Below are 21,355 nucleotides of genomic sequence, written 5' to 3'. Positions count from 1 at the left end.
TCCTTTCCGTTCACGACATCCTCCAGCGCGGCAGCGGCGACATGGCGGGCCATTCGACGATGGACCAGCCCTTCGTCTTGGCTGCCCGCATCAGGCCGATGTCCGGGCTGACGGCCACCGGGTTTCCGACGGTGGTGAGCATGGGGAGATCGACATGGCTGTCGGCATAGCCGTAGGACTGGCTGAGGTCGAGGTCGTGCAGCGCCGCGTAGTGGGTCAGCCATGCTGAGCGCGACTCCCCCACCATCGGCGGACCGCTGAGGAAGCCGGTGCAGCGCCCCGACTCGTCGGTGGCCAGCTCCGCCGCGAGGATCGTGTCGAACAATCCCTCGAACGGCCGGGTGAGGGGCCGGATCACTCCGGTCATGAGGATGGTGGTGTGGCCTGCGTCACGGTGCTCCCTGATCCGCCGGATGGCATCAGGCGACATCCGGTCCAGGATCTGGGGTGCGAGACGCTCGTCGACGTAACTCTCCAACGCGGCCAGGTCCGCCCCCGCGTAGCGGCGGTAGATGGAGCGCAGGAACACGCCACGGTCCCGGCGCTCGGCGCCCAGGTACATCGGCAGCTGCGCAGCGACCCGCGCGACCTCGATCGCCCGGCGCATCGGGGACAGCTCCGGCAGCCGCGCCCACAGATAGGTCTCGACCACGTTGGTGGCCATGACCGTGCCGTCGAGGTCGAACGCCGCCAGCACCGTGCCGGGCTCGGCCGGTTTGAGGTCGCGGAAGGTGGCAGAGCGCGCCTGGCGACGCTTGCGTGCCGCCTCGAGGCGGCGCACCGGGTTGGTGATGGCCGGGATGTGCACCTCCTCCAGGTAGTGCCTCCACGTGTAGGAGGCGGAGTCGAAACCGAACGACTCCTTGTCCTCCGGGTGCAGGGAGTGGTGCAGCGCCAGGGCGGCGTCGTCGACGAAGTGCAGCTCGGACTGGAGGTACTCGCCGTACAGCGTGAGGTACTTGCTCAGGAAGTCCAGCTGCTTGCCGGACTTGTCGAGCTGGGTGGCCCAGGCCCGGGTGGTCTTGCCGCGGGGCGCGAAACTGAGCGCCGCGTTGCCCAGCGCCACGCCCTTCTGGGCCACCCACATGAACTTCTCGATGGGCTCGGCCCCGGGGAAGGTCCACGTGGCCAGCGGGGTGGAGCCCTGGCCGGAGGTGTAGGGATGCTCCGAGAAGTAGCTGCGGACGTGCTCATACACCCCGCGGAACGTGAGCGGGTTCCTGGCCCCCGACGAGCCGTGGTAGTACTCCGGACGCCCGATCTCGGGGGTGGTGGCGCACACGGCGATGATGCCGTTGACGATGAAGTCGCACGGGATGATGTCGATGACCGCGTCCGGCGAGGCGGGGAACTCGGGCAGTTGGCCCCGGCCGTAGGCCAGGATCAGCGGCTCGGCCATCTTGAAACCCTCGATCCAGCCCGGGTAGGGGTGGCGCAGCGACGATTCGACGATGGCGGGACGGTAGATGGAGACGCGGAAGCCCTGGCCGAGATCTGCCACCACCCGCTCGCCCAACGCCTTGGCGAACGTGTAGACGTCCGTCCAACCCAGCGAGCGCGCGCGCTCCGTGCCCGCCTGGACCAGCTCCCGCTTGACCCACTCCTCACGCCGACGCTCGGTATCCCGCGAGGTGGTGAGGTAGCCGGCCTTGGCGTGCAGCGCCTCTGCCTCCTTCCGGAGGGCCGTCAACTGGCCGGCCTCCCGGGAGCGGGCCTCGATGTGTTCCTTCATGGCCAGCGCAGCCACGGTCTCGGCCTCGTAGTCCACGTCGTGGACGTGCGCCGCCTCCGGGATGGCGCCTCGCCGCCTGCCGGCCGTGTAGGCCGTGGAGACGTGCACGTAGTGCGGCACCTTCACCAGCGTGCCCGCGTCGTCGGAGCACGCCTGGCGCAGCTTCGTCAGCAGCGCCTTGGTGCCGATGACGTTGGTCATGAACGCCTGGTCGATGGGCGGGTCGAAGGAGACGTCCCCGGCGCAGTGCAGCAGCACGTCCAGGTCACGCGGGAGGTCCGGCACGTTGGGCAGGTCGCCCTCGATGACCTGGACGCGGGAGGCCATCAGCGCCTCGATGCCGCCGGAGGCATCCACGATGGGCTTGAAGATCTTCTTGGCCAGCAGCGAGGCGACGCGCTGCTGCGCCGTGACGGAACCCTTGCGGCGCACGAGGACGGCGGTGGTGGTGTCCGGGCACTCGGTGAGCACCTTCCACAGCAGTTGCTCACCGATGAACCCGGTGACGCCGGTCATCACGATCTTCTTCGCCTTGAGCAGGTCCGCGATCCGGCCGTTGAGCAACGGCGGGACGTGCACCAGCTTGGGGTTGACCTCGCCGAAGGTGCTCGCCGGTGGCCTAGGCATGCTCGTCTCCCCCGGCGACGCTGAGCGCCTCCTCGATGGTGAACCGGCCCAGGTAGAGGGCGGTGCCGATGATGGCGCCCTCCACTCCCTGCGGCACCAGGAGCCGGAGGTCCCGGAGGTTCTCCAGGGTGGCGATGCCGCCGGAGGCGATCACCTTCTGGCCGCTGCGCTTCGCCACCGCCAGGAGCAGGTCCGTGTTGGGGCCGGTGAGCATCCCGTCGGCGTTGACGTCCGTGACGACGAACCGCTCGCAGCCCGCCGCGACCAGCCTGTCCAGCGTTTCCGGCCACGGCCCACCCTCGGTGGTCCAGCCTCGCGCCGCCAGGTTCTCCCCCCGCACATCGAGGCCGATGGCGATCCGGTCCCCGTGCTCGGCGATGATCCGCTCGCACCACTGCGGATTCTCCAGCGCGGCGGTGCCGATGTTGACGCGGCGCGCGCCGGTGGACAGCGCCCGCTCGAGGGAGGCGTCGTCGCGGATGCCGCCGGAGAGCTCCACGTTCAGGTCGAGGCGCCCGACGATGGAGCGCAGGAGCTCGGCGTTGCTGCCTCGCCCGAAGGCGGCGTCGAGGTCCACGAGGTGGAGCCACTCGGCTCCACCGTCCTGCCAGCGCAGCGCGGCATCGAGCGGGTCACCGAACTCCTTCTGCGACCCCGCGATCCCCTGCACCAGTTGGACGGCCTGGCCGTCCTGCACATCGACGGCGGGCAACAGCTGCAACTTCTCCACAACGCCCAACCCTATCCGAAACCGACGCGTGCGCCGGCTACCAGGAACCGAGCCAGTTGCCGATGAGCCGGGCCCCGGCGGCTCCGGACTTCTCGGGGTGGAACTGGGTGGAGCTCACGGCGCCACGCTCAACCGCGGCCACGAAGGTCGCGGCCTCGTGGCGGGCCGTGGTGACGAGCGCGTCCTCAGGCGCATGCGTGGCCGCGTAGCTGTGCACGAAGTAGAACCGCTCCCGGGCCAACCCGGCGAAGAGCCGGGTGCCCTCGGGGGGCGCCACGGTGTTCCATCCCATGTGTGGCAGCCGGCGGGCCTGCAGTTGCTCGACGCGACCGGCGAACAGGCCGAGCCCGGGCGTGTCGACGCCGTGCTCGGTTCCGCCGTCGAACAGCACCTGGTGCCCCACGCAGATCCCGAGGAGCGGGCGCTCCGCCGCGACCCAGTCCGCGATCAGCTCGACGCCACCCGCAGCTCGGAGCCCCGCCATGCAGGCGGCGTAGGCCCCCACGCCCGGCACGACGAGCGCGTCCTGCCGGCGCAACGCGTGCAGGTCTGCCGACACGACCAGCTCCGCACCGGCGTTCACCAGGGCGCGCGCGGCGGAGTGCAGGTTGCCCGAGCCGTAGTCGAGCAACCCCACCCGGCGGGTCAGAGCGCCCCCTTCGTGCTGGGCACGCCCTGGACGCGCGGGTCGATCTCTACCGCGTCGCGCAACGCGCGGGCCAGGGCCTTGAACTGGGCCTCGACGATGTGGTGCGGGTCGCGGCCGGCCAGCAGCGTCAGGTGAACGCACAGTCCGGCGTTGAGGGCCAGGGCCTCCACCACGTGGTACGTCATGGAACCGGCGTAGGCGACGCCCGAGCCGCCGATGCGCGCATAGACCTGCCCCTCCGGCTCGCCCTTGCACACCACGTACGGGCGGCCCGCGACGTCGACGACGCAGTCCGCGACCGCCTCGTCGAGCGGCACCACCGCGTGGCCGAAGCGCCGGATGCCGGCCTTGTCGCCCAGCGCCTGCCGCAGCGCCTGGCCGAGGCAGATGGCGGTGTCCTCGATGGTGTGGTGGCCATCGATGTGGAGGTCGCCGGTGGCCTGGACCGTGAGGTCGATGAGGGAGTGCTTGGCCAGCGCGGTCAGCATGTGGTCGTAGAAGCCCACCCCGGTGCTGATGGTGGAGCGGCCGGTGCCGTCCAGGTCCACGGTGACCGTGATGCTCGATTCGCTGGTGGCGCGTTCGACGGTGGCGGTGCGGGTCACGGGGTGGTCCCTTCGATGGTGGGGTTGAGGTCGACCAGTGCGTCGCGGAGGATGGCCATCTCCGTCGGGGTGCCCGCGGAGACACGGAGGAAGCCGGCGGGTCCGGTCTCCCGGACCAGGATGCCTCGATCGAGCAGGTCCTGCCAGACGCGGTGCCGGTCGGAGAAGCGTCCGATGAGGGAGAAGTTGGCCTGGGAGTCGATCACGGCGTAGCCGCCCCCGCGCGCCCAGTCCTCGAACCCGCGCGCCTCGGCGGCCAGCTGGCGGACCTGAGCGAGCAACTCCCCGGCGTGCGCCAGCGCCACCCGGGCCACGGCCTGGGTCTGGGTGCTCAGGTGGTAGGGCAGCCGGACGATCCGGCAGGCGTCGACGATGGCCGGGGCGGCCGCCAGGTAGCCCACGCGACCCCCGGCCAGCGCGAACGCCTTGGACATGGTGCGCGACACCACGAGCCGAGGATGCCGGTCAAGGATCTCCAGCGCCGACGGCGTGGCGGCGAACTCCTGATAGGCCTCGTCGACGACGACGATGGCGTCCGTGCCCGCGCAGATCTCGTCGATGACCTCCAGCGGCACGACGGTGCCGGTGGGGTTGTTGGGGGTGGCGATCAGGACCACCGTGGGTTCGTGCTCCCGGATGGCCTCGAGCACCAGCTGCGCGTCCAGGGTGTAGTCCGCGTTCCTGGCGACCGTGACGTAGTCCGTGCAGGTGTTGCGCGCGTACTCCGGATACATCGAGTACGTCGGCGTGAACGCCAGCACCCTGCGGCCCGGGCCCCCGAACGCGGTGAGCAGGTGAGCCATGATCTCGTTGGAACCGTTGGCCGCCCAGATCCGCTCCGCCGTCAGCCCGTGGCCGAGGTAGGCAGCCAGGTCCTCCCGCAGCGCCGTGGCCTCCCGGTCCGGGTAGCGGTTGAGCGTGCCGGCGGCGGCCACCAGGGCGGCGGCCATCTCGTGCCGGATGAGGGGCGACGGCGGGTACGGATTCTCGTTGACGTTGAGCACAACGGGCACGTCGAGCTGCGGGGCACCGTAGGGCTCCTGGCCCACGAGGTCGGCGCGCAGCGGCAGGTCTGCGAGCGTGATCACCGCGCCCTCCGGACTGTGATGGCATTGGCGTGTCCCGGCAGGTCCTCCGCGAGCGCGAAACGCTCCACGCCGTCGGCGATGGCCATGAGCGCCTCCTCGGTGTAGCCGATCACGTGCACGGTCTTGATGAACGAGCGCACGGTGAGCCCCGAGGAGTGGCAGGCGCAGCCGGCCGTGGGCAGCACGTGCGTGGACCCGGCCGAGTAGTCCCCCAGCGACACGGGCGCGTAGTCGCCGACGAAGATGGCCCCCGCGTTGCGGATCCGGTTGGCCACGGCTTCGGCGTCCGCGGTCTGGATCTCGAGGTGCTCCGCGGCGTAGGCGTCGGCCACGGCGACGGCCTGGTCCACGTCGCGCACCAGGACGACGGCGGACTGGGGGCCGCTCAGCGCCGTGCGGATCCGCTCCACGTGCCGGGTGGCGGGCACCTGCACGGCGAGCTCCGCCTGCACGCGCGCCGCGAGATCAGGAGACGCGGTGATCAGCACGGAGGCGGCCAAGGGGTCGTGTTCGGCCTGTGAGATGAGGTCCGCGGCCACGAACGACGCGGTGGCGGTGTCGTCGGCGATGATCGCGATCTCGGTGGGGCCGGCCTCGGAGTCGATGCCGACGAGCCCTCTCACGAGCCGCTTCGCCGCGACGACGTAGATGTTGCCCGGTCCGGTGATGAGGGACACCGGCTCGCACAGCCCCGGCACGCCGTGGGCGAACATGGCGATGGCCTGGGCGCCGCCGACGGCGTAGACCTCCTCGACACCCAGGATGTGGCACAGGGCGAGGATGTTGGGGTGCGGCAGCCCGCCGAACTCCTTCTGCGGCGGTGAGGCCACGGCGATGGAGGGTACGCCGGCCACCTGCGCGGGCACCACGTTCATGATGACGCTGGAGGCGAGCGGCGCTAGGCCGCCCGGCACGTACAGCCCCACGCGCTCCACGGGGATGTTGCGCAACCCCACGCGCGCGCCGTCGGCGAGGATCGCGGGGGCGGGGTTGGTGTCGCGCTCCAGCTGCTCGGCCACGAGGCGGCGCCGCCTGATGGCCTCGGCGAACGCGTCGGCCAGCGCGGGGTCCAGCTCCTCGGCCGCCGTGGCCAGGGCGGCGGCGGGCACCCGGAGGGTGTCCGGGGTCACGCCGTCGAAGCGCTGGCAGTACTCGCGCAGCGCCTCCTCCCCCCGGTGGGCCACGTCCTCGACGATGGGGGCGACGATGGCGACGGCCGCCTCCACGTCGAATTCCCCCCTTGGAAGGTGGGCACGGTAGGCGTCGTCGACGCCCGTCAGATCCAGAACTCGCAGCACGGGGCCCAAGTCTAGTCCGAGGCGGTGGCCTCCTCCGCCGGACGGTCCACGCGCGGCTCCGGCCAGAAGGCCGCCATCAGCATGATCGGGGTCGTGGAGGCGAACGGCGCCACCACCAGAGCGGCCATGGAGCGCAGCGCCAGGTCCACACGCACCACGTCCCCCGCGCGGGCCGCGGCGAGCCGCTCGATGAACCCGGACTCGCCCACGAACAGTCCCACCTGCCACGCGGTGAGCGCACAGCCCAACGAGGCGATGAGCGGCACGGCGATGACCACCCATCCGAGACGGTGCAGGATCACCCAGCCGACGGCGCCTATCACCAGCCCCACCACGCCGGTGACGACGGCGAAGGTCACGTCGGCCGCGACGATGCTGGTGTGCGCGCGCTCGTTGATGGAGGCCGTCATGTCGTCGTTGACCGTGTAGGCGGGCAGCGGGGTGAGCCCTGACCAGAGCAGCCCCGCCAGGACGCCGAGGACGACGGCGCCGGCCAGGTACAGCCCCACCCTCCAGGCAGGCGTGTTCCAGAGCTCCGCCAGTTGACCCTTGCGCGAGAAGACCAGCACCTCGTCCGACATCACAGTTCCTTCCCGACGCCGACGCAGCTGGGTCCGAGGACCGCCTTGAGGTCTGCGAAGAGCGCCGAGGTGAGCTCCACCCGGAACCCGTCCCCGAGCCGGAAGGTCTTGACCTGGTCACCCGTGCGCAGCTGCAGGTGCACTTCGGCGGAGCCGGGGTACTGGGCCAGGATCTCCTTGATCCGGTTGACCACGCCGGGCGTGCAGCGCACGGCGGGGAGCGTGAGGGCGAGCGGGCCCGCGTTACCCTCGGCGCTCATGTGGGGCGCCACGATGTGCTGGGCGCGCATCCTGCCGCGGTCCTCGCCGGACTCGACGGTGCCCTCCACGGAGACGATGGTGTCCGGCGCGAGGTGCGCGGCCACCTGGTCGTAGACCCGCGGGAACACCGTCACCTCGATGGAGCTCGTGAGGTCCTCGAGGACCACCTGGGCCCAGATGTTGCCGGCCTTGTTGACGCGGCGGTTGACGGAGGTGATGAGGCCGCAGAGCCTGGTCTGCCCGCGGTAGCCCTCGCCGGCCGCGGCGGACGCGATGGGGCGCTCACTGTTGGCCTGCAGCACGTGCTCGAGACCGTTGAGCGGATGGTCGGAGACGTAGAGGCCCAGCATCTCGCGCTCGAACGCCAGCTTCGTGCGCCGGTCCCATTCGTCGATCAGCGGCACCTGCTCGCGCGTCGTGGCGCCACCCGGGTCGTCCACAGGCGCCAGGCCGAAGTCGAAGCCGTCCTGCCCGTTCTCCGCGTTGCGCTTGACGTCGATGATCGAGTCCACGGCCGTCTCGAAGATCCCCATGAGCGCGCGCCGCGTGTGGCCCATCTCGTCGAAGGCGCCCGCCTTGATGAGCGACTCGATCACGCGCTTGTTGCACATGAGCAGCGGGGACTTGTCCAGGAAGTCGTGGAAGTCCGTGGCGGGCCCGGTGCGCTGGCGCTCGGTGATCCACGCCGTGACCACCTTGTCGCCGACGTTGCGGACCGCGCCCAGGCCGAAGCGGATGTGGTCGCCCACCGGCGTGAACTGCGTCTCCGACGAGTTCACGTCCGGCGGCAGCACCTGGATGCCCATCCGGCGGCACTCCGCCAGGTACAGCCCGGACTTGTCCTTGTCGTCGCGCACGGACTGCAGGAGCGCGGCCATGTACTCGACGGGGTGGTTGGCCTTCAGCCACGCCGTCCAGTACGAGACCAGACCGTAGGCCGCCGAATGCGCCTTGTTGAACGCGTAGTCCGAGAACGGCAGGAGAACGTCCCACAGGGTCCGCACGGCGTTCATGGAGAAGCCGCGCTCCTGCATGCCGCCCGAGAAGATCTCGTACTGGGCGTCCAGTTCTGACTTCTTCTTCTTGCCCATGGCGCGGCGCAGCAGGTCCGCGCTGCCCAGCGAGTAGCCCGCCAGCTGCTGGGCGATGGCCATCACCTGCTCCTGGTAGACGATGAGACCGTAGGTCTCCCCCAGGATGGGCTCCAGTGCCTCCGCCAGCTCGGGATGGACCGGCTCCACCGGCTCGCGGCCGGTCTTGCGGCGCGCGTACTTGTTGTGCGAGTCCGCGCCCATGGGGCCGGGACGGTACAGGGCGCCGACGGCCGAGATGTCGGCGAAGCAGTCCGGCTGCATCTGGCGCAGGAGCGCCCGCATGGGGCCACCGTCGAGCTGGAAGACCCCGAGCGTGTCGCCGGCCTGGAGCAGCGCGAAGGTCCGGGGATCGTCCAGGCTGAGCGTGTCCAGGTCCACCTCGATCCCCTTGTTGAGCTGCACGTTGCGCACGGCGTCGTCGAGGACCGTGAGGTTGCGCAGGCCCAGGAAGTCCATCTTGATCAGGCCGAGGGACTCGCACCCCGGGTAGTCGAACTGGGTGATGATGGCGCCGTCTGCCTCGCGCTTCATCAGCGGGATGATGTCGATCAGCGGCGAGGCGGACATGATCACGCCCGCGGCGTGCACCCCCCACTGACGCTTGAGCCCCTCCAGGCCCATGGCGGTGTCCACGACGGTCCGCACGTCCGGCGAGGTCTGGTAGAGCTCGCGGAACTCGTTGGCCTCGTTGTAGCGGTTGTGCTGCTCGTTGAACAGCTCGGTGAGCGGGACACCCTTGCCCATGACGTCGGCCGGCATGGCTTTGGTGATCTGCTCACCGATGGAGAACGGCATGTCCAGCACCCGGGCGGCGTCCTTGACGGCGGCCTTGGCCTTGATGGAGCCGTAGGTGATGATCTGCGCCACCTTGTCCGAGCCGTACTTCTCGGTGACGTAGGCGATCACCTCGCCGCGACGACGGTCGTCGAAGTCGATGTCGAAGTCCGGCATGGAGACGCGCTCGGGGTTGAGGAACCGCTCGAACAGCAGGCCGTGTTCGATGGGGTCCAGGTCCGTGATGCGCAGCGCGTAGGCGCACATCGAGCCGGCACCCGAGCCGCGGCCCGGCCCGACCCGCACGCCGTTCTCCTTGGCCCAGTTGATGAAGTCGGCCACCACCAGGAAGTAGCCGCTGAAGCCCATCTGCGTGATGATGCCGGTCTCGAACCGGGCCCTGTCCCACACCTCGTCGGGCACCCCGCCGGGGTACCGGATCGCGAGGCCCCGCTCCACCTCCTTGACGAACCAGCTGTCCTCCGTCTCGCCGTCCGGGCAGTCGAAGCGCGGCATGTAGGTGCCGGTGCCCTCGTCGAAGACCGTCTCGACGCGCTCGGCGATGGCCAGCGTGTTGTCGCAGGCCTCCGGCAACTCCTTGAACAGCAGCCGCATCTCCGCCGGGGACTTCATGTAGTAGCCGTTGCCGTCGAACTTGAACCGGTCCGTCTGCGCCTTGCGGGAGCCGGCGGACACGCACAGCAGGGTGTCGTGCGCGTCCGCGTCCTCGGCGTGGACGTAGTGCGAGTCGTTCGTGGCCACCAGCGGCAGCCCGAGGCTCTTCGCGATGCGGAGGAGGTCCGTGCGCACCCGCGTCTCGATGTCCAGGCCGTGGTCCATCAGCTCCACGTAGAAGTTGCCTGCCCCGAAGATGTCGCGGAACTCGGCGGCGGAGGCCAGCGCGTTGTCGTACTGGCCCAGCCGCAGGAACGTCTGCACCTCGCCGGAGGGGCAGCCGGTGGTGGCGATGAGGCCCTTGCCGTACTGGTTGAGCAGTTCCCGGTCCGCCCGCGGCTTGTAGAAGAACCCCTCCAGTGAGCTGCGGGTGCTCAACCGGAAGAGGTTGTGCATCCCCTCCTGATTGGAGGCCCACATCGTCATGTGCGTGTAGGCCCCCTTGGAGGCCACGTCGTCGCCGGTCCCGTCCCCGAACTGCACCCGCTTGCGCTCGGAGCGGTGCGTGCGGGGCGTGAGGTAGGCCTCCAGGCCGATGATGGGCTTGACGTTGAAGTTCTTCGACGCCTTGTAGAACTCGTAGGCGCCGAACAGGTTGCCGTGGTCCGTGATGGCCAGCGCCGTCATGCCGAGGTTCTCGGCCTGCTTGAACATGTCCTTGACGCGGGCGGCGCCGTCGAGCATGGAGAACTCGCTGTGGTTGTGGAGGTGGACGAAGGTGTCGGTCATCGTCGTCTCCTCCCTCCGTCACCGTGCGACGGGTCCCCACCATACCCGCCGTCGACGATGGTCGCGGCGCGGCGCGGCCGGTGGCTCACGCCACAACCCCCAGGACCTGCACGGCGACGATCTTGGCGACGATACCCAGCGCGAACAGGGCGGCGTATCCGGCGTCGATCCGCCCGTCGCTGACCCGCGAACTCGCGAACGACAGGATCGCCGGCTGCCCGACGTAACCCGCGAACCCCCCGGCGGCCCGGGGTGCGCTGAGTCCCAGCAGCCGGGACCCGGCGAGGAACAGCACCGCCGAGACGGCCACGATGATGGCCGCCAGCAGCCCGGCGCGCAGGCCCGTGGCGGTGAGCGCCTGCTCGGCGAACAGGGGGCCGGAGGCCAGCCCGACGCTGGCGAGGAAGAGCAGCAGGCCAAGCTGCCGGATGGTGAGATTGACCGTCAACGGCATGGCCCAGATCAGCGGACCGGTGCGGTGGGTGGCGCCGAGTACCATGCCCACGAGCAGCGGCCCGGCCGCGGAGCCGAGCGAGAACGCGGCGTCTCCGGGCAACGGCACGCTGACGGCGCCGACCAGCAGACCGGCCACCAGCCCCAGGCCCAGCGCCAACGCGTCCACCTCCGCGACGCGTCGCTCCGAGTCGCCGAGGAACGCCGACAGGTCGTCGAGCTCCTCCTGAGGGGCCACCGCCAGCACCCTGTCGCCGAGTTGCAGGACGAGGTCGTCGCGGGCCAGCAGGTCGGTGTCGCCGCGTCGCACCCGGGTGAGCACCGCGCCGAAGCGGCTGGGAAGGTTGAGCTGCGCCACGCTCCTGCCCGCCACCGCCGGCGAGGACACCACCAGGCGCGTGAAGTCGACGGCGCCCCGGTCATCCGTCAGTTCACGGCTCAACCGGTGGCCGAGGTATCCGATGGCTTCCTCCACGGCGGCCGGTGAACCCACGACGAGCACCTGGTCCCCGGCCTGCAGGTCCTCGCCGGGGGCGAGCACGCGGGTGCGCGCGTCGCGCACGAGGTAGCTCATCTTGATGGTCTCGTCGGCCCAGCCGGGCACCCCGCGCTGCGCGGTGGCCCGCTTGACGTGCACGGACTCGGCCACGATGCCGTCGGCCGAGGCCGGCGTGGGGTCGTTCGTCGCGGGCCAACGGCGGCCCACCACCAGAGCCACCACGAGGATGGCCAGGACGACGCCGACCGGATAGCCGAGGGCGTAGCCGACGGCCGCGTCGGGGCTCCCGGTGGCCGAGGTCGCGGCCGCCAGCGCCGGGGTGGACGTCAGCGCGCCGGCCAGCAGGCCGGCGATCATGCCGGTGCCCAGGCCCAGCCAGGAGCCGATGAGCACCGCCAGCGCGGTGACGGCGCCGAGCACCGCGACACCCATGACCATGAGGGGCAGCTGGCGTCTGAGATCCGCGAAGAACGTCTCCCCGGCCGCGATGCCGACGGCGTAGACGAAGAGCGCCAACCCCAGCGTGGAGACCAGTGCGAGGCCGTCGCCGAGGGCCGGGTCAAGGGCACCCAGCGCCAGCCCCACGAACAGCGCACCGGCGGCGCCCAGCTTCAGCGGACCGAACGGGATGATCCCGACGGCGGCGCCCACCGCCACCACCAGCATGATGGTCAGCAGGGGCGACGAGGCGAGCAGGTCCAGCACAGTCAGCAGGCTACTCTGCCGCGGGCAGGGTTCAGCTGTGGGCGGGTTGGTTCAGCCAGGTGAGCTGGGAGGCGTCCTCGGCGATGTGGTGGACGAGCTCCGCGTTGAACTGCGCGCCGTACTCCGCCGTGATGTGGGCCTGGAACGCGGCGTCGTCGCGGTACTGCTCGAACACGAACCAGCGACGCGGGTGCTCCTCCCTGGTGAACGGGAGGAACTGCACGTTGCCAGGTTCGGCGCGCACCTTGTCCGTGAGGCCGGCCATCAGCTCGGCCACGCGGTCCTCGTGCCCGGGCAACGCGGTGAACTCGGCGAAGAGTGTCTTCATGAGCAGACTCTAGCCATCAGACCAGCAGCTGGCGGGCCTCCGGGCCGATGGGCCGCGGCAGCTTCGAGGTGCCACTGAGCTGCGCGTCGACGCCCTGCGCGCAGGACCGTCCCTCCGCGATGGCCCACACGATCAACGACTGCCCACGCCCGGCGTCGCCGCACACGAACACGTTGTCCACGTTGGTGCGGTACAGCTCGTCGCGCACGATGTTGCCGCGCGGGTCGAGGGCCAGACCGAGCTCCTCGACCAGACCGGTCTGCTCCGGTCCGCTGAAGCCCATCGCCAGCAGGACCAGCTGGGCCGGCACGTGGCGCTCGGTGCCCTCGAGGGGCACGAACCGGCCCGCCTCGAAGCGCACCTCGACGATGTCCAGCCCCGCCACCCGGCCCGCGTCGTCGCCGACGAAGCGGTTGGTGGACACGGCGTAGACCCGGTCGCCGCCCTCCTCGTGGGCGGAGGTGATCTTGAACGTCATCGGGTAGGTGGGCCACGGCTGTCCGTGCGGACGGGTCTCGGGGGGTGTGGGCATGATCTCCAGCTGCGTGATGGAGCGCGCGCCCTGCCGGATGGAGGTGCCGAGGCAGTCGGCGCCGGTGTCGCCGCCGCCGATGATGACCACGTCCCTGCCCTCGGCGGTGATCTGGTCCGGCACGTCCTCGCCCAGCGCGCGCCGGTTGGCCTGGGGAAGGAACTCCATGGCCTGATGGATCCCGGCCAGCTCGCGCCCCGGGACGGGGAGGTCGCGCGGCACCGTCGAACCGATGGCCAGCACCACCGCCTCGTAGCGTTCCAGAAGCTCGCGGCCGGTGAGGTCGACGCCGATCTCGACGCCGGTCTTGAACTGGGTGCCCTCCAGCACCATCTGCTTGAGCCGGCGGTTGAGGACGGCCTTCTCCATCTTGAACTCGGGGATGCCGTAGCGCAGCAGGCCGCCGATGGCGTCGGCCCGCTCGTAGACCACGACGGTGTGTCCGGCCCGTGTGAGCTGCTGGGCCGCCGCGAGGCCCGCGGGGCCGGAGCCGACCACGGCCACCGTCTTGGCGGTGTGCCACTCGGGCTGTTGCGGCACGACGCGGGAGTCCTCCCACGCCTTGTCGATGATGGCCACCTCGACGTTCTTGATGGTCACCGGGTCCATGTTGATGGCCACCACACAGGCGGTCTCGCACGGCGCCGGGCACAGGCGTCCGGTGAACTCCGGGAAGTTGTTGGTGGCGTGCAGCCGGTCCAGCGCGGCCTGCCACTCGTCGCGCCAGACGAGGTCGTTCCATTCAGGGATGAGGTTGCCCAGCGGGCAGCCGTTGTGGCAGAACGGGATGCCGCAGTCCATGCAGCGCCCGGCCTGGGCCGAGATGATCGGCAGGAGGGCCCGGCCTGGGCTGCCCGGGTAGACCTCCTTCCAGTCGTGCACGCGCTCCTCCACCGGGCGGCGATCCGCCACCTGGCGGGGAGTGGTCATGAATCCTTTGGGATCAGCCATGAGCGGCCTCCATCATCAGTGTGGTGGTTTCCTCGACGGTGAGCCCGTCGGCGACGGACTGGGCCTGGACGGCCATGATGCGGGCGAAATCGCGGGGCTGGACCTTGGTGAACCGCAGCCGCAGGTCCTCGTCGCCGAGCTGCAGGAGTTCGTCGGCCACCAGCGATCCGGTTTCGGCCCGGTGCTCGCCCAGGAGGGCCCGGATGCGGGCGATGTCGGCGTCCGTGGGGTCGACGGGGTCCGCCAGTTCGGTGTTGAGACGCAGCGGGTGGAGGTCCAGCACCCACGCCACGCCGCCGGACATGCCCGCGGCGAAGTTGCGCCCGGTGGGGCCGAGGACGAGGACCTCGCCGCCGGTCATGTACTCGCAGCCGTGGTCTCCCACGCCCTCGACGACGGCGGTGGCCCCGGAGTTGCGCACGCAGAACCGCTCGCCCACGAGTCCTCGGAGGAACATGGCCCCCGAGGTGGCGCCGTAGCCGATGACGTTGCCGGCCACGATCTGCTCGGCCGGGTCGAAGCTCGACTCCGACGGCGGGGTGACGACGAGCCGGCCGCCCGAGAGCCCCTTGCCGAAGTAGTCGTTCGAGTCGCCGATGAGGCGCAGGGTGATGCCGCGGGGAAGGAAGGCGCCGAAGCTCTGCCCACCGGTGCCGGTGAGCGTGAACTCGATGGTGCCGGCGTCCAGTCCGCGCCCGTCCGTGGCCTTGGTGACCTCATGCCCGAGCATCGTGCCGACGGTGCGGTCCACGTTGCGCACGGTGAGCGAGTGGCGCACCTGCTCGCCGCGGCTCAGCGCGGGCTCCGCGAGGCGGATCAGCTCCACGTCCAGCTTGGCGTCGAGGCCGTGGTCCTGCGTGGTGGTGCAGTGCCGGGGGGTGCCTTCGGGCACGTCGATCTCCGCCAGGACGGGGCCAAGATTGAGCCCGTGGGTCTTCCAGTGGCCCACCGCCTTGCCCACGTCGAGCAGGTCCACGCGGCCGACCGCCTCCTCGATGGAGCGCAGGCCCAGCTGGGCCAGCAGCTCGCGGACCTCCTGGGCCATGAACATGAAGAAGTTGACCACGTGGTCCGGGTCGCCGTGGAACTTGCCGCGCAGCTCGGGATTCTGCGTCGCGACGCCCACCGGACAGGTGTCCTTGTGGCACACGCGCATCATGATGCAGCCGGAGACCACCAGCGGGGCCGTGGCGAAGCCGAACTCCTCGGCGCCCAGGAGGGCGGCGACGATGACGTCGCGCCCCGTCTTGAGCTGTCCGTCGCACTGCACGACGATCCGGTCCCTGAGGCCGTTGAGCAGCAGCGTCTGCTGCGTCTCGGCCAGGCCCAGTTCCCACGGGGCGCCGGCGTGCTTGACCGAGGTGAGCGGCGCCGCGCCCGTGCCACCGTCGTGGCCCGAGATCAGCACCACGTCGGCCTTGGCCTTGCTGACGCCCGCCGCGACCGTCCCGACGCCGATCTCGGAGACCAGCTTGACGTGCACCCGCGCCGACGGGTTGGCGCACTTCAGGTCGTGGATCAGCTGCTTGAGGTCCTCGATGGAGTAGATGTCGTGGTGGGGCGGCGGGGAGATGAGGCCCACGCCGGGCGTCGAGTGGCGCGTCTTCGCCACCCACGGATACACCTTGGGGCCGGGCAGCTGCCCGCCCTCGCCCGGCTTGGCGCCCTGCGCCATCTTGATCTGGATGTCATCGGCGTAGGTGAGGTATTCCGACGTGACGCCGAAGCGGCCGGAGGCCACCTGCTTGATGGCGGAACGGCGCGACGGGTCGTGCAGCCGCTCCGGGTCCTCGCCTCCCTCGCCGGTGTTGGACTTGGCGCCGATGCGGTTCATCGCCACGGCGAGCGTCTGATGCGCCTCCATGGAGATGGAGCCGTAGCTCATCGCGCCCGTGGAGAACCGCTGGACGATGCTCTCGACCGATTCCACCTCGTCGATGCTGATCGGCTGCGCCGGCTTGAAGCCCATGAGGGAGCGCAGCGTCATGATGCGCGACGAGTTGTCGTCGACCAGCGAGGTGTAGCGCTTGAACATCGCGTAGTCGCCGGTGGAGGTGGCGTGCTGGAGGCGGAAGACCGTCTCCGGGTCGAAGAGGTGCGGCTCGCCCTCGCGGCGCCACTGGTACTCGCCGCCCACCAGCAGGTTTCGGTGCGCCAGGGGGATGCCGTCGCTGGGGTAGGCCGTGGTGTGGCGCGCCTTGATCTCGTCGGCCAGCTCGCCCAGCCCGAGGCCGCCCAGGCGGCTGGTGGTGCCGGTGAAGTAGCGGTCCACGACGTCCTGGCTGAGGCCGACGCATTCGAAGATCTGCGCGCCGGTGTAGGAGGCGATGGTGGACACGCCCATCTTGCTCATCACCTTGAGCACGCCCTTCGACAGCGCCTTGGCGACGTTGGCGATGGCCTTCTCCGGCGACACGTCGACGTACATCTCGCGCCGTGCCAGGTCCTCGGCGGTCTCGAACACCAGGTACGGGTTGATGGCGGCGGCGCCGAAGCCGATGAGCAGCGCCATGTGGTGCACCTCGCGGACGTCGCCGGCCTCCACGACGAGGCCCACCTGCGTGCGGGTCTTCTCCCTCACCAGGTGGTGGTGCACGGCCGCGGTCAGGAGCAACGACGGGATGGGCGCCAGCTGGGCGGTGGAGTGCCGGTCCGACAGCACGATCGCGCGGGCGCCGCCGCGGATCGCCGCGGAGACCTCCTGGCAGATCTCGTCGATCTTCTTCTCCAGGGCGCGGCCCCCGCCGGCCACCTTGTAGAGGCCGCGGACCACGTGGGTGCCGTAGCCGGGCAGCTCACCGTCCTGGTTGAGGCGCACGATCTTGGCCAGCTGCTCCGAGTCCAGGATGGGCCGGTTCATGGTGATCTGGCGCGCAGCCTCGGGCGTGGGCTCGAGGAGGTTGCGCTCGGGGCCGATCTTGGTGGTCAGCGACGTGACGAGCTCCTCGCGGATGGCGTCGAGCGGCGGATTGGTCACCTGCGCGAACAGCTGCTTGAAGTAGTCGAAGATCAGCCGGGGCCTGCTGCTGAGGACCGCGATCGGGGAGTCGGTGCCCATCGAGCCGATCGGCTCGGCTCCGGCGTTGGCCATCGGCGCGATGATGAGCCGCAGCTCCTCCTCGGTGTAGCCGAACACCTGCTGCCTGCGGATCACGGAGGCGTGCGAGTGGACGATGTGCGCGCGGCTGGGGAGCTGGTCGAGCTCGATCTTGTTCTCGGACACCCACTGGCCGTAGGGGTGCTCAGCGGCAAGCGCGCCCTTGACCGCCTCGTCGGATTCGATGGTGTGCTTCTCCAGGTCCAGCAGCAGCATGCGGCCCGGCTGGAGCCGTCCCTTGCGCACCACGTCACCGGCCTCGATGGGAAGGACACCGGCCTCGGAGGCGAACACCACCAGGCCGTCGGCGGTCTCCCAGAAGCGCCCGGGGCGCAGGCCGTTGCGGTCCAGGCAGCCGCCGATGATGGTGCCGTCGGTGAAGGTCATGCAGGCGGGGCCGTCCCAGGGCTCCATGATCATCGAGTGGTACTCGTAGAACGCGCGACGCTCGGGATCCATCTCCGCGTGGCCCTCCCAGGCCTCCGGGATCATCATGAGCACCGCGTGGGGCAGCGAGCGGCCGCCGAGGTGCAGCAACTCCAGCACCTCGTCGAACGACGCCGAGTCCGAGCCGTCGGGGGTGCAGATCGGGAAGAGCTTCTCCAGGTTGCCGGGGAACTTGTCCGACGTGAGCAGTGCCTCGCGGGCCCGCATCCAGTTGCGGTTGCCGCGCACGGTGTTGATCTCGCCGTTGTGGGCGATCATCCGGTAGGGGTGCGCCAGCTCCCACGCGGGGAACGTGTTGGTGGAGAATCGTGAGTGGACCAGGGCCAGCGCCGATTCGATCCGCTCGTCGTGCAGCTCCGGGAACACCTCCTCCAGCTGGGCGGTGGTGAGCATGCCCTTGTAGACCAGCGTGCGCGAGGAGAGCGACGCGAAATACACGCCCACCTCGTGCTGGACGCGGCGGCGCAGCACGTAGGTGGCGCGGTCCAGCTCGATGCCTTCCTGGCCCTCGCGGCCGGCCACGACGAGGTGTTCGAAGTGCGGCATGGCCCCGATGGAGATCGGCGAGAGCGTGGCGGTCTCGACGGGCACCTCGCGCCACGCGATGACGTCCAGCTCGACCTCGTCGGCGAGGGCCTCGATGGCCGCCTTGGCCTCGGCCCGGGCCTGGTCGTCGACGGGGAGGAAGGCCATGCCGACGGCGTACTCCCCGGCGTCCGGGAGCAGCGCGTCGACGACACCCCTGAGGAAGCGGTCCGGAACCTGGATCAGGATGCCAGCGCCGTCACCGGCGGCCTCGTCCGCGCCGGTGGCACCACGGTGGTCCAGGTTGCGCAGCGCCTCAAGACCCTGCGAGACGATCTGGTGCCGGGGCACGCCGTCGAGATGGGCGACGAAGGCCACACCGCAGGCGTCGTGCTCGTAGGAGGGGTCGTACAGACCCACCTTCTCGCGGTGCGGGAACACGCTCTGAGCCATCTGCTGGTCCTCCTCGGTCACTTCCAGGACACGCTGCGGCCGGGCCGTAGCGTGGAAACAGTATGCGGGCGGCATTCCGCGGGCAAACCGATATCAGGCCCCGCGAACGAGCGTAAATAGATTGTTACCTGCTCGAAACATCACGCGAGGACGGTCACCGCGTCGCCCTGCCTGACCGTGAGCGACGCCGCCGCGAGGTCCAGACGGAATTCGGCCTCCTCGGCGCCCCCGTGGCAGCGATAGGTGAGGGCGGTGTTGTCGCGCTGGAGCACCTCTACCGACGAGCCCGCCAGCCAGGGGTGGCGGCGACGGAACGCGATGGCCGACTGGTAGGTGCGGTGCATGCTCTCCCCCAGCGGCGACAACTCCGCCGGCGAGGCCGGCAGCGGCGGGCGAACCTCGTCGTCGCCGTGCCACGCCTCGGTCTTGGTGCCGGTGAAGCCCTGCTCGTCCCCGTAGTAGATGCTGGGCATGCCGGGCAATGTCATCAGCACGGTCGCGGCGAGCGCGGCCCGCGGGGCGCCGAGGATCGTGGCGATCCGGGTGACGTCGTGGTTACCCACGAAGATCTGCGGCAGGAACTCGCCGCAGAACCCCGCGTGACGCTCGAGGGCGTGGGCCAGTTCCCAGAGGTTGGCGTCCTTGAAGGAGCTCCAGACCGCCTTCCAGAGCTCGTACTGGGTCACCGAGGACAGCGTGGACTCGCGGATGAAGCCCGCGTAGTCACCGTGAATGACCTCACCCAGGAGCACAGCGTCGGGGAACTCGGCGCGGACGCGGGCCGCGACGTCGCGCCAGAAGCGGGTGGGCACGGCGTAGGCCACATCGAGGCGCCACCCGGCGATGCCTCGGCGCAGCCAGTGCAGCATCGCGTCGGACACCAGATCCAGGACGGCGGGGTTGTCGTGGTCGAGCTCAACGAGGGACTCGTGTCCCTCCCAGCCCTGGGGGTGGCCGTCTCGGTGGCGGATCAGCTCGGGCCGCTCGGTGACGAGGCGGTGCTCGCGGGCCACGTGGTTGAACACGCCGTCGAGCATGAGGTGGATGCCCCGGGCGCGGCCCTCGGCGATGAGCCGGTCGAAGTCCGCGTCGTCGCCGAGCCGGGGGTCGATGCGGAAGTGGTCCAGGGTGTCGTAGCCGTGGGAGACGGACTCGAAGACCGGTCCGAGCAGGAGCCCGTTGCAGCCGAGCTCGACGAGGTAGTCCAGCCACGCCTCCAGCCGCGTGAGCCGGTGGGCCGGCTCACCGTGCTCCCCACGGATGGGAGCGCCCGTCGCCCCGAGGGGGTAGACCTGCCACCAGATCGCGTGTTCCATCAGGCCCATCGGTGTCTCCTCGTCGGTCGTGCCGCCAGGCTACTCCGACCCATGCCGGTGTCGCGCTCGGCGTCGGCCCGGGCCTGGTGTGGGGTTGAGCCGGACACGGCTCTCGCCGACACTCGATGAGCCTGATCTGGCTCTCATGGGGATGGCAGCGCTGACATCGGCTCAGCCTCGTGTTGAATGCCGTGTGCGGCTCGTGGCCCTTGACCGAGAGCCGTGTCCGGCTCATGCAGCCTCCGCAGGAGGCTCCCTTCTGTGTCAAGGTCCGGATGGAGCTCTTTCGGTTCCTCCGCTGTTGATGGTGTGCCGGTGCTCGGCGCGGTCAAGATCGTTCCTCCGGTGGGGGGCTCCATCTTGACCGCGCCTGCGCTCCGGCAGGTGGGCAGCCGTGGAGGAACCGGCGGCGGTGTGAGCATGCCGGCCGGTCTTGTTGTCGGTGGTCAGGCGGTGGCGGGTTGGGGTGTCTTAGGCTGGTGGGTGACGGGTCCGGGAAGTGACTGATCCGAAGAGCCGGTGTGGGGATGTGAGTCGGCCGCGCTGGATGTCAGTGTCGTTCCCCGGTGTCCTCCCGGGCCCGTCGCCTGCAGCGTGAGGTAGTCGGTGAGCATGCTGTGGTAGACGATGTCGGAGAGCCGTCGTTTCAGGCAGCGCATCGCTTCCATGGAGGTCTTCCCGTCGGCTTTCTTGCGGTCGTAGTAGGCGCGGCCTTCGGTGGGGTTGCGGAGCTGGACGGTGGCCATGAGGTGCAGGACCCGGTTGATTTGGCGGTTCCCGCCGCGGGAGAGCCGGTGCCGGACGTGGTCACCGGAGGAGGCCTCGATCGGCGCGGTCCCGGTCCAGGACGCGAAATGGGCCTTGTCGGGGAACCGGGTGATGTCACCGACCTCGACCAGGAGCCGGGCCGCGCCGGAGGGGCCGATGCCGTGCAGGTCGAGCAGCCCGGTGCCGGTGGCCTTGACCAGGGCCACCAGTTCCTTGTTCGCGTCCTTCTTCCGCTGGTAGATCCGCTCGAGGTCTTCGACCAGTTCCATCGCGACCCTCTTGCGGGTGACGCTGACAAGGTCGGATGGTTGCACGGCGTTCAGGAGTCGGCGGGCCTGGGCGGCGGAGAGGTCCTTCTTCGCCCCGCCCGGGATCAGTTCCAGCAACAGTTGGTGCAGGTGGCACACCTTCACGGTGTGTTCCTCACCGATGCGTCGG

14 protein-coding genes are annotated in these 21,355 nt (G+C 70.1%); all 14 read right to left on the bottom strand.

The window, feature by feature from the left end:
- Positions 1 to 10 precede the first annotated feature (10 nt).
- Positions 11 to 2,359, bottom strand: coding sequence for an HAD-IB family hydrolase (locus tag ACZK5N_RS12510; RefSeq protein WP_463625080.1), 2,349 nt, complete (start codon positions 2,357 to 2,359; stop codon positions 11 to 13).
- Complete coding sequence (gene priA, locus ACZK5N_RS12505; RefSeq protein ID WP_459019680.1) at positions 2,352 to 3,089, bottom strand: bifunctional 1-(5-phosphoribosyl)-5-((5-phosphoribosylamino)methylideneamino)imidazole-4-carboxamide isomerase/phosphoribosylanthranilate isomerase PriA; 738 nt, start codon at positions 3,087 to 3,089, stop codon at positions 2,352 to 2,354. The genes ACZK5N_RS12510 and priA overlap by 8 nt, the downstream gene beginning before the upstream one ends.
- A gap of 37 nt (positions 3,090 to 3,126) precedes the next feature.
- Positions 3,127 to 3,726 carry an imidazole glycerol phosphate synthase subunit HisH gene (hisH, locus tag ACZK5N_RS12500; RefSeq protein ID WP_459019679.1) on the bottom strand — a complete coding sequence of 200 codons (600 nt, stop codon included), beginning with the start codon at positions 3,724 to 3,726 and terminating at the stop codon, positions 3,127 to 3,129.
- Between the two features lie 8 nt (positions 3,727 to 3,734).
- Positions 3,735 to 4,343, bottom strand: coding sequence for an imidazoleglycerol-phosphate dehydratase HisB (gene hisB, locus ACZK5N_RS12495; protein WP_459019678.1), 609 nt, complete (start codon positions 4,341 to 4,343; stop codon positions 3,735 to 3,737).
- On the bottom strand, positions 4,340 to 5,431 hold the full coding sequence (locus ACZK5N_RS12490) for a histidinol-phosphate transaminase (protein ID WP_463625079.1): 1,092 nt from the start codon (positions 5,429 to 5,431) through the stop codon (positions 4,340 to 4,342). The genes hisB and ACZK5N_RS12490 overlap by 4 nt, the downstream gene beginning before the upstream one ends.
- Complete coding sequence (gene hisD, locus ACZK5N_RS12485; RefSeq protein ID WP_463625078.1) at positions 5,428 to 6,729, bottom strand: histidinol dehydrogenase; 1,302 nt, start codon at positions 6,727 to 6,729, stop codon at positions 5,428 to 5,430. The genes ACZK5N_RS12490 and hisD overlap by 4 nt, the downstream gene beginning before the upstream one ends.
- 11 nt (positions 6,730 to 6,740) lie before the next feature.
- Complete coding sequence (locus ACZK5N_RS12480; RefSeq protein WP_459019675.1) at positions 6,741 to 7,310, bottom strand: hypothetical protein; 570 nt, start codon at positions 7,308 to 7,310, stop codon at positions 6,741 to 6,743.
- Complete coding sequence (dnaE, locus tag ACZK5N_RS12475) at positions 7,310 to 10,843, bottom strand: DNA polymerase III subunit alpha (protein ID WP_463625077.1); 3,534 nt, start codon at positions 10,841 to 10,843, stop codon at positions 7,310 to 7,312. Before dnaE ends, ACZK5N_RS12480 begins: the two co-directional genes overlap by 1 nt.
- A gap of 85 nt (positions 10,844 to 10,928) precedes the next feature.
- Positions 10,929 to 12,506, bottom strand: coding sequence for an aspartate:alanine exchanger family transporter (locus tag ACZK5N_RS12470; RefSeq protein WP_459020384.1), 1,578 nt, complete (start codon positions 12,504 to 12,506; stop codon positions 10,929 to 10,931).
- 25 nt (positions 12,507 to 12,531) lie between these two features.
- Positions 12,532 to 12,828 carry a putative quinol monooxygenase gene (locus ACZK5N_RS12465; RefSeq protein ID WP_459019673.1) on the bottom strand — a complete coding sequence of 99 codons (297 nt, stop codon included), beginning with the start codon at positions 12,826 to 12,828 and terminating at the stop codon, positions 12,532 to 12,534.
- A 16-nt stretch (positions 12,829 to 12,844) separates the two neighbouring features.
- Positions 12,845 to 14,311 carry a glutamate synthase subunit beta gene (gltD, locus tag ACZK5N_RS12460; RefSeq protein WP_459019672.1) on the bottom strand — a complete coding sequence of 489 codons (1,467 nt, stop codon included), beginning with the start codon at positions 14,309 to 14,311 and terminating at the stop codon, positions 12,845 to 12,847.
- Positions 14,304 to 18,833: a glutamate synthase large subunit gene (gltB, locus tag ACZK5N_RS12455; protein WP_459019671.1), complete on the bottom strand. Its 4,530-nt coding sequence runs from the start codon at positions 18,831 to 18,833 to the stop codon at positions 14,304 to 14,306. The genes gltD and gltB overlap by 8 nt, the downstream gene beginning before the upstream one ends.
- 140 nt (positions 18,834 to 18,973) lie before the next feature.
- A complete protein-coding gene (locus tag ACZK5N_RS12450; protein WP_459019670.1) occupies positions 18,974 to 20,158 on the bottom strand; it encodes an alpha-amylase family protein in 1,185 nt (394 codons plus the stop codon).
- Between the two features lie 437 nt (positions 20,159 to 20,595).
- On the bottom strand, positions 20,596 to 21,355 hold a 760-nt coding region (locus ACZK5N_RS12445; protein WP_463625076.1), incomplete at its 5' end, for a transposase.

Source organism: Tessaracoccus pujii (genome assembly GCF_055326215.1).
The sequence above is the reverse complement of the archived record's forward strand: the minus strand, read 5'-3'. Positions and strand labels throughout refer to the sequence as shown.

Coding starts and splice junctions, on each gene's coding strand:
- ACZK5N_RS12510 (WP_463625080.1), bottom strand. CDS start 2,359: ATGCCTAGGCCACCGGCGAGCACCTTCGGCGAGGTCAACCCCAAGCTG.
- ACZK5N_RS12480 (WP_459019675.1), bottom strand. CDS start 7,310: ATGTCGGACGAGGTGCTGGTCTTCTCGCGCAAGGGTCAACTGGCGGAG.
- dnaE (WP_463625077.1), bottom strand. CDS start 10,843: ATGACCGACACCTTCGTCCACCTCCACAACCACAGCGAGTTCTCCATG.
- ACZK5N_RS12465 (WP_459019673.1), bottom strand. CDS start 12,828: ATGAAGACACTCTTCGCCGAGTTCACCGCGTTGCCCGGGCACGAGGAC.
- gltD (WP_459019672.1), bottom strand. CDS start 14,311: ATGGCTGATCCCAAAGGATTCATGACCACTCCCCGCCAGGTGGCGGAT.
- gltB (WP_459019671.1), bottom strand. CDS start 18,833: ATGGCTCAGAGCGTGTTCCCGCACCGCGAGAAGGTGGGTCTGTACGAC.
- ACZK5N_RS12450 (WP_459019670.1), bottom strand. CDS start 20,158: ATGGGCCTGATGGAACACGCGATCTGGTGGCAGGTCTACCCCCTCGGG.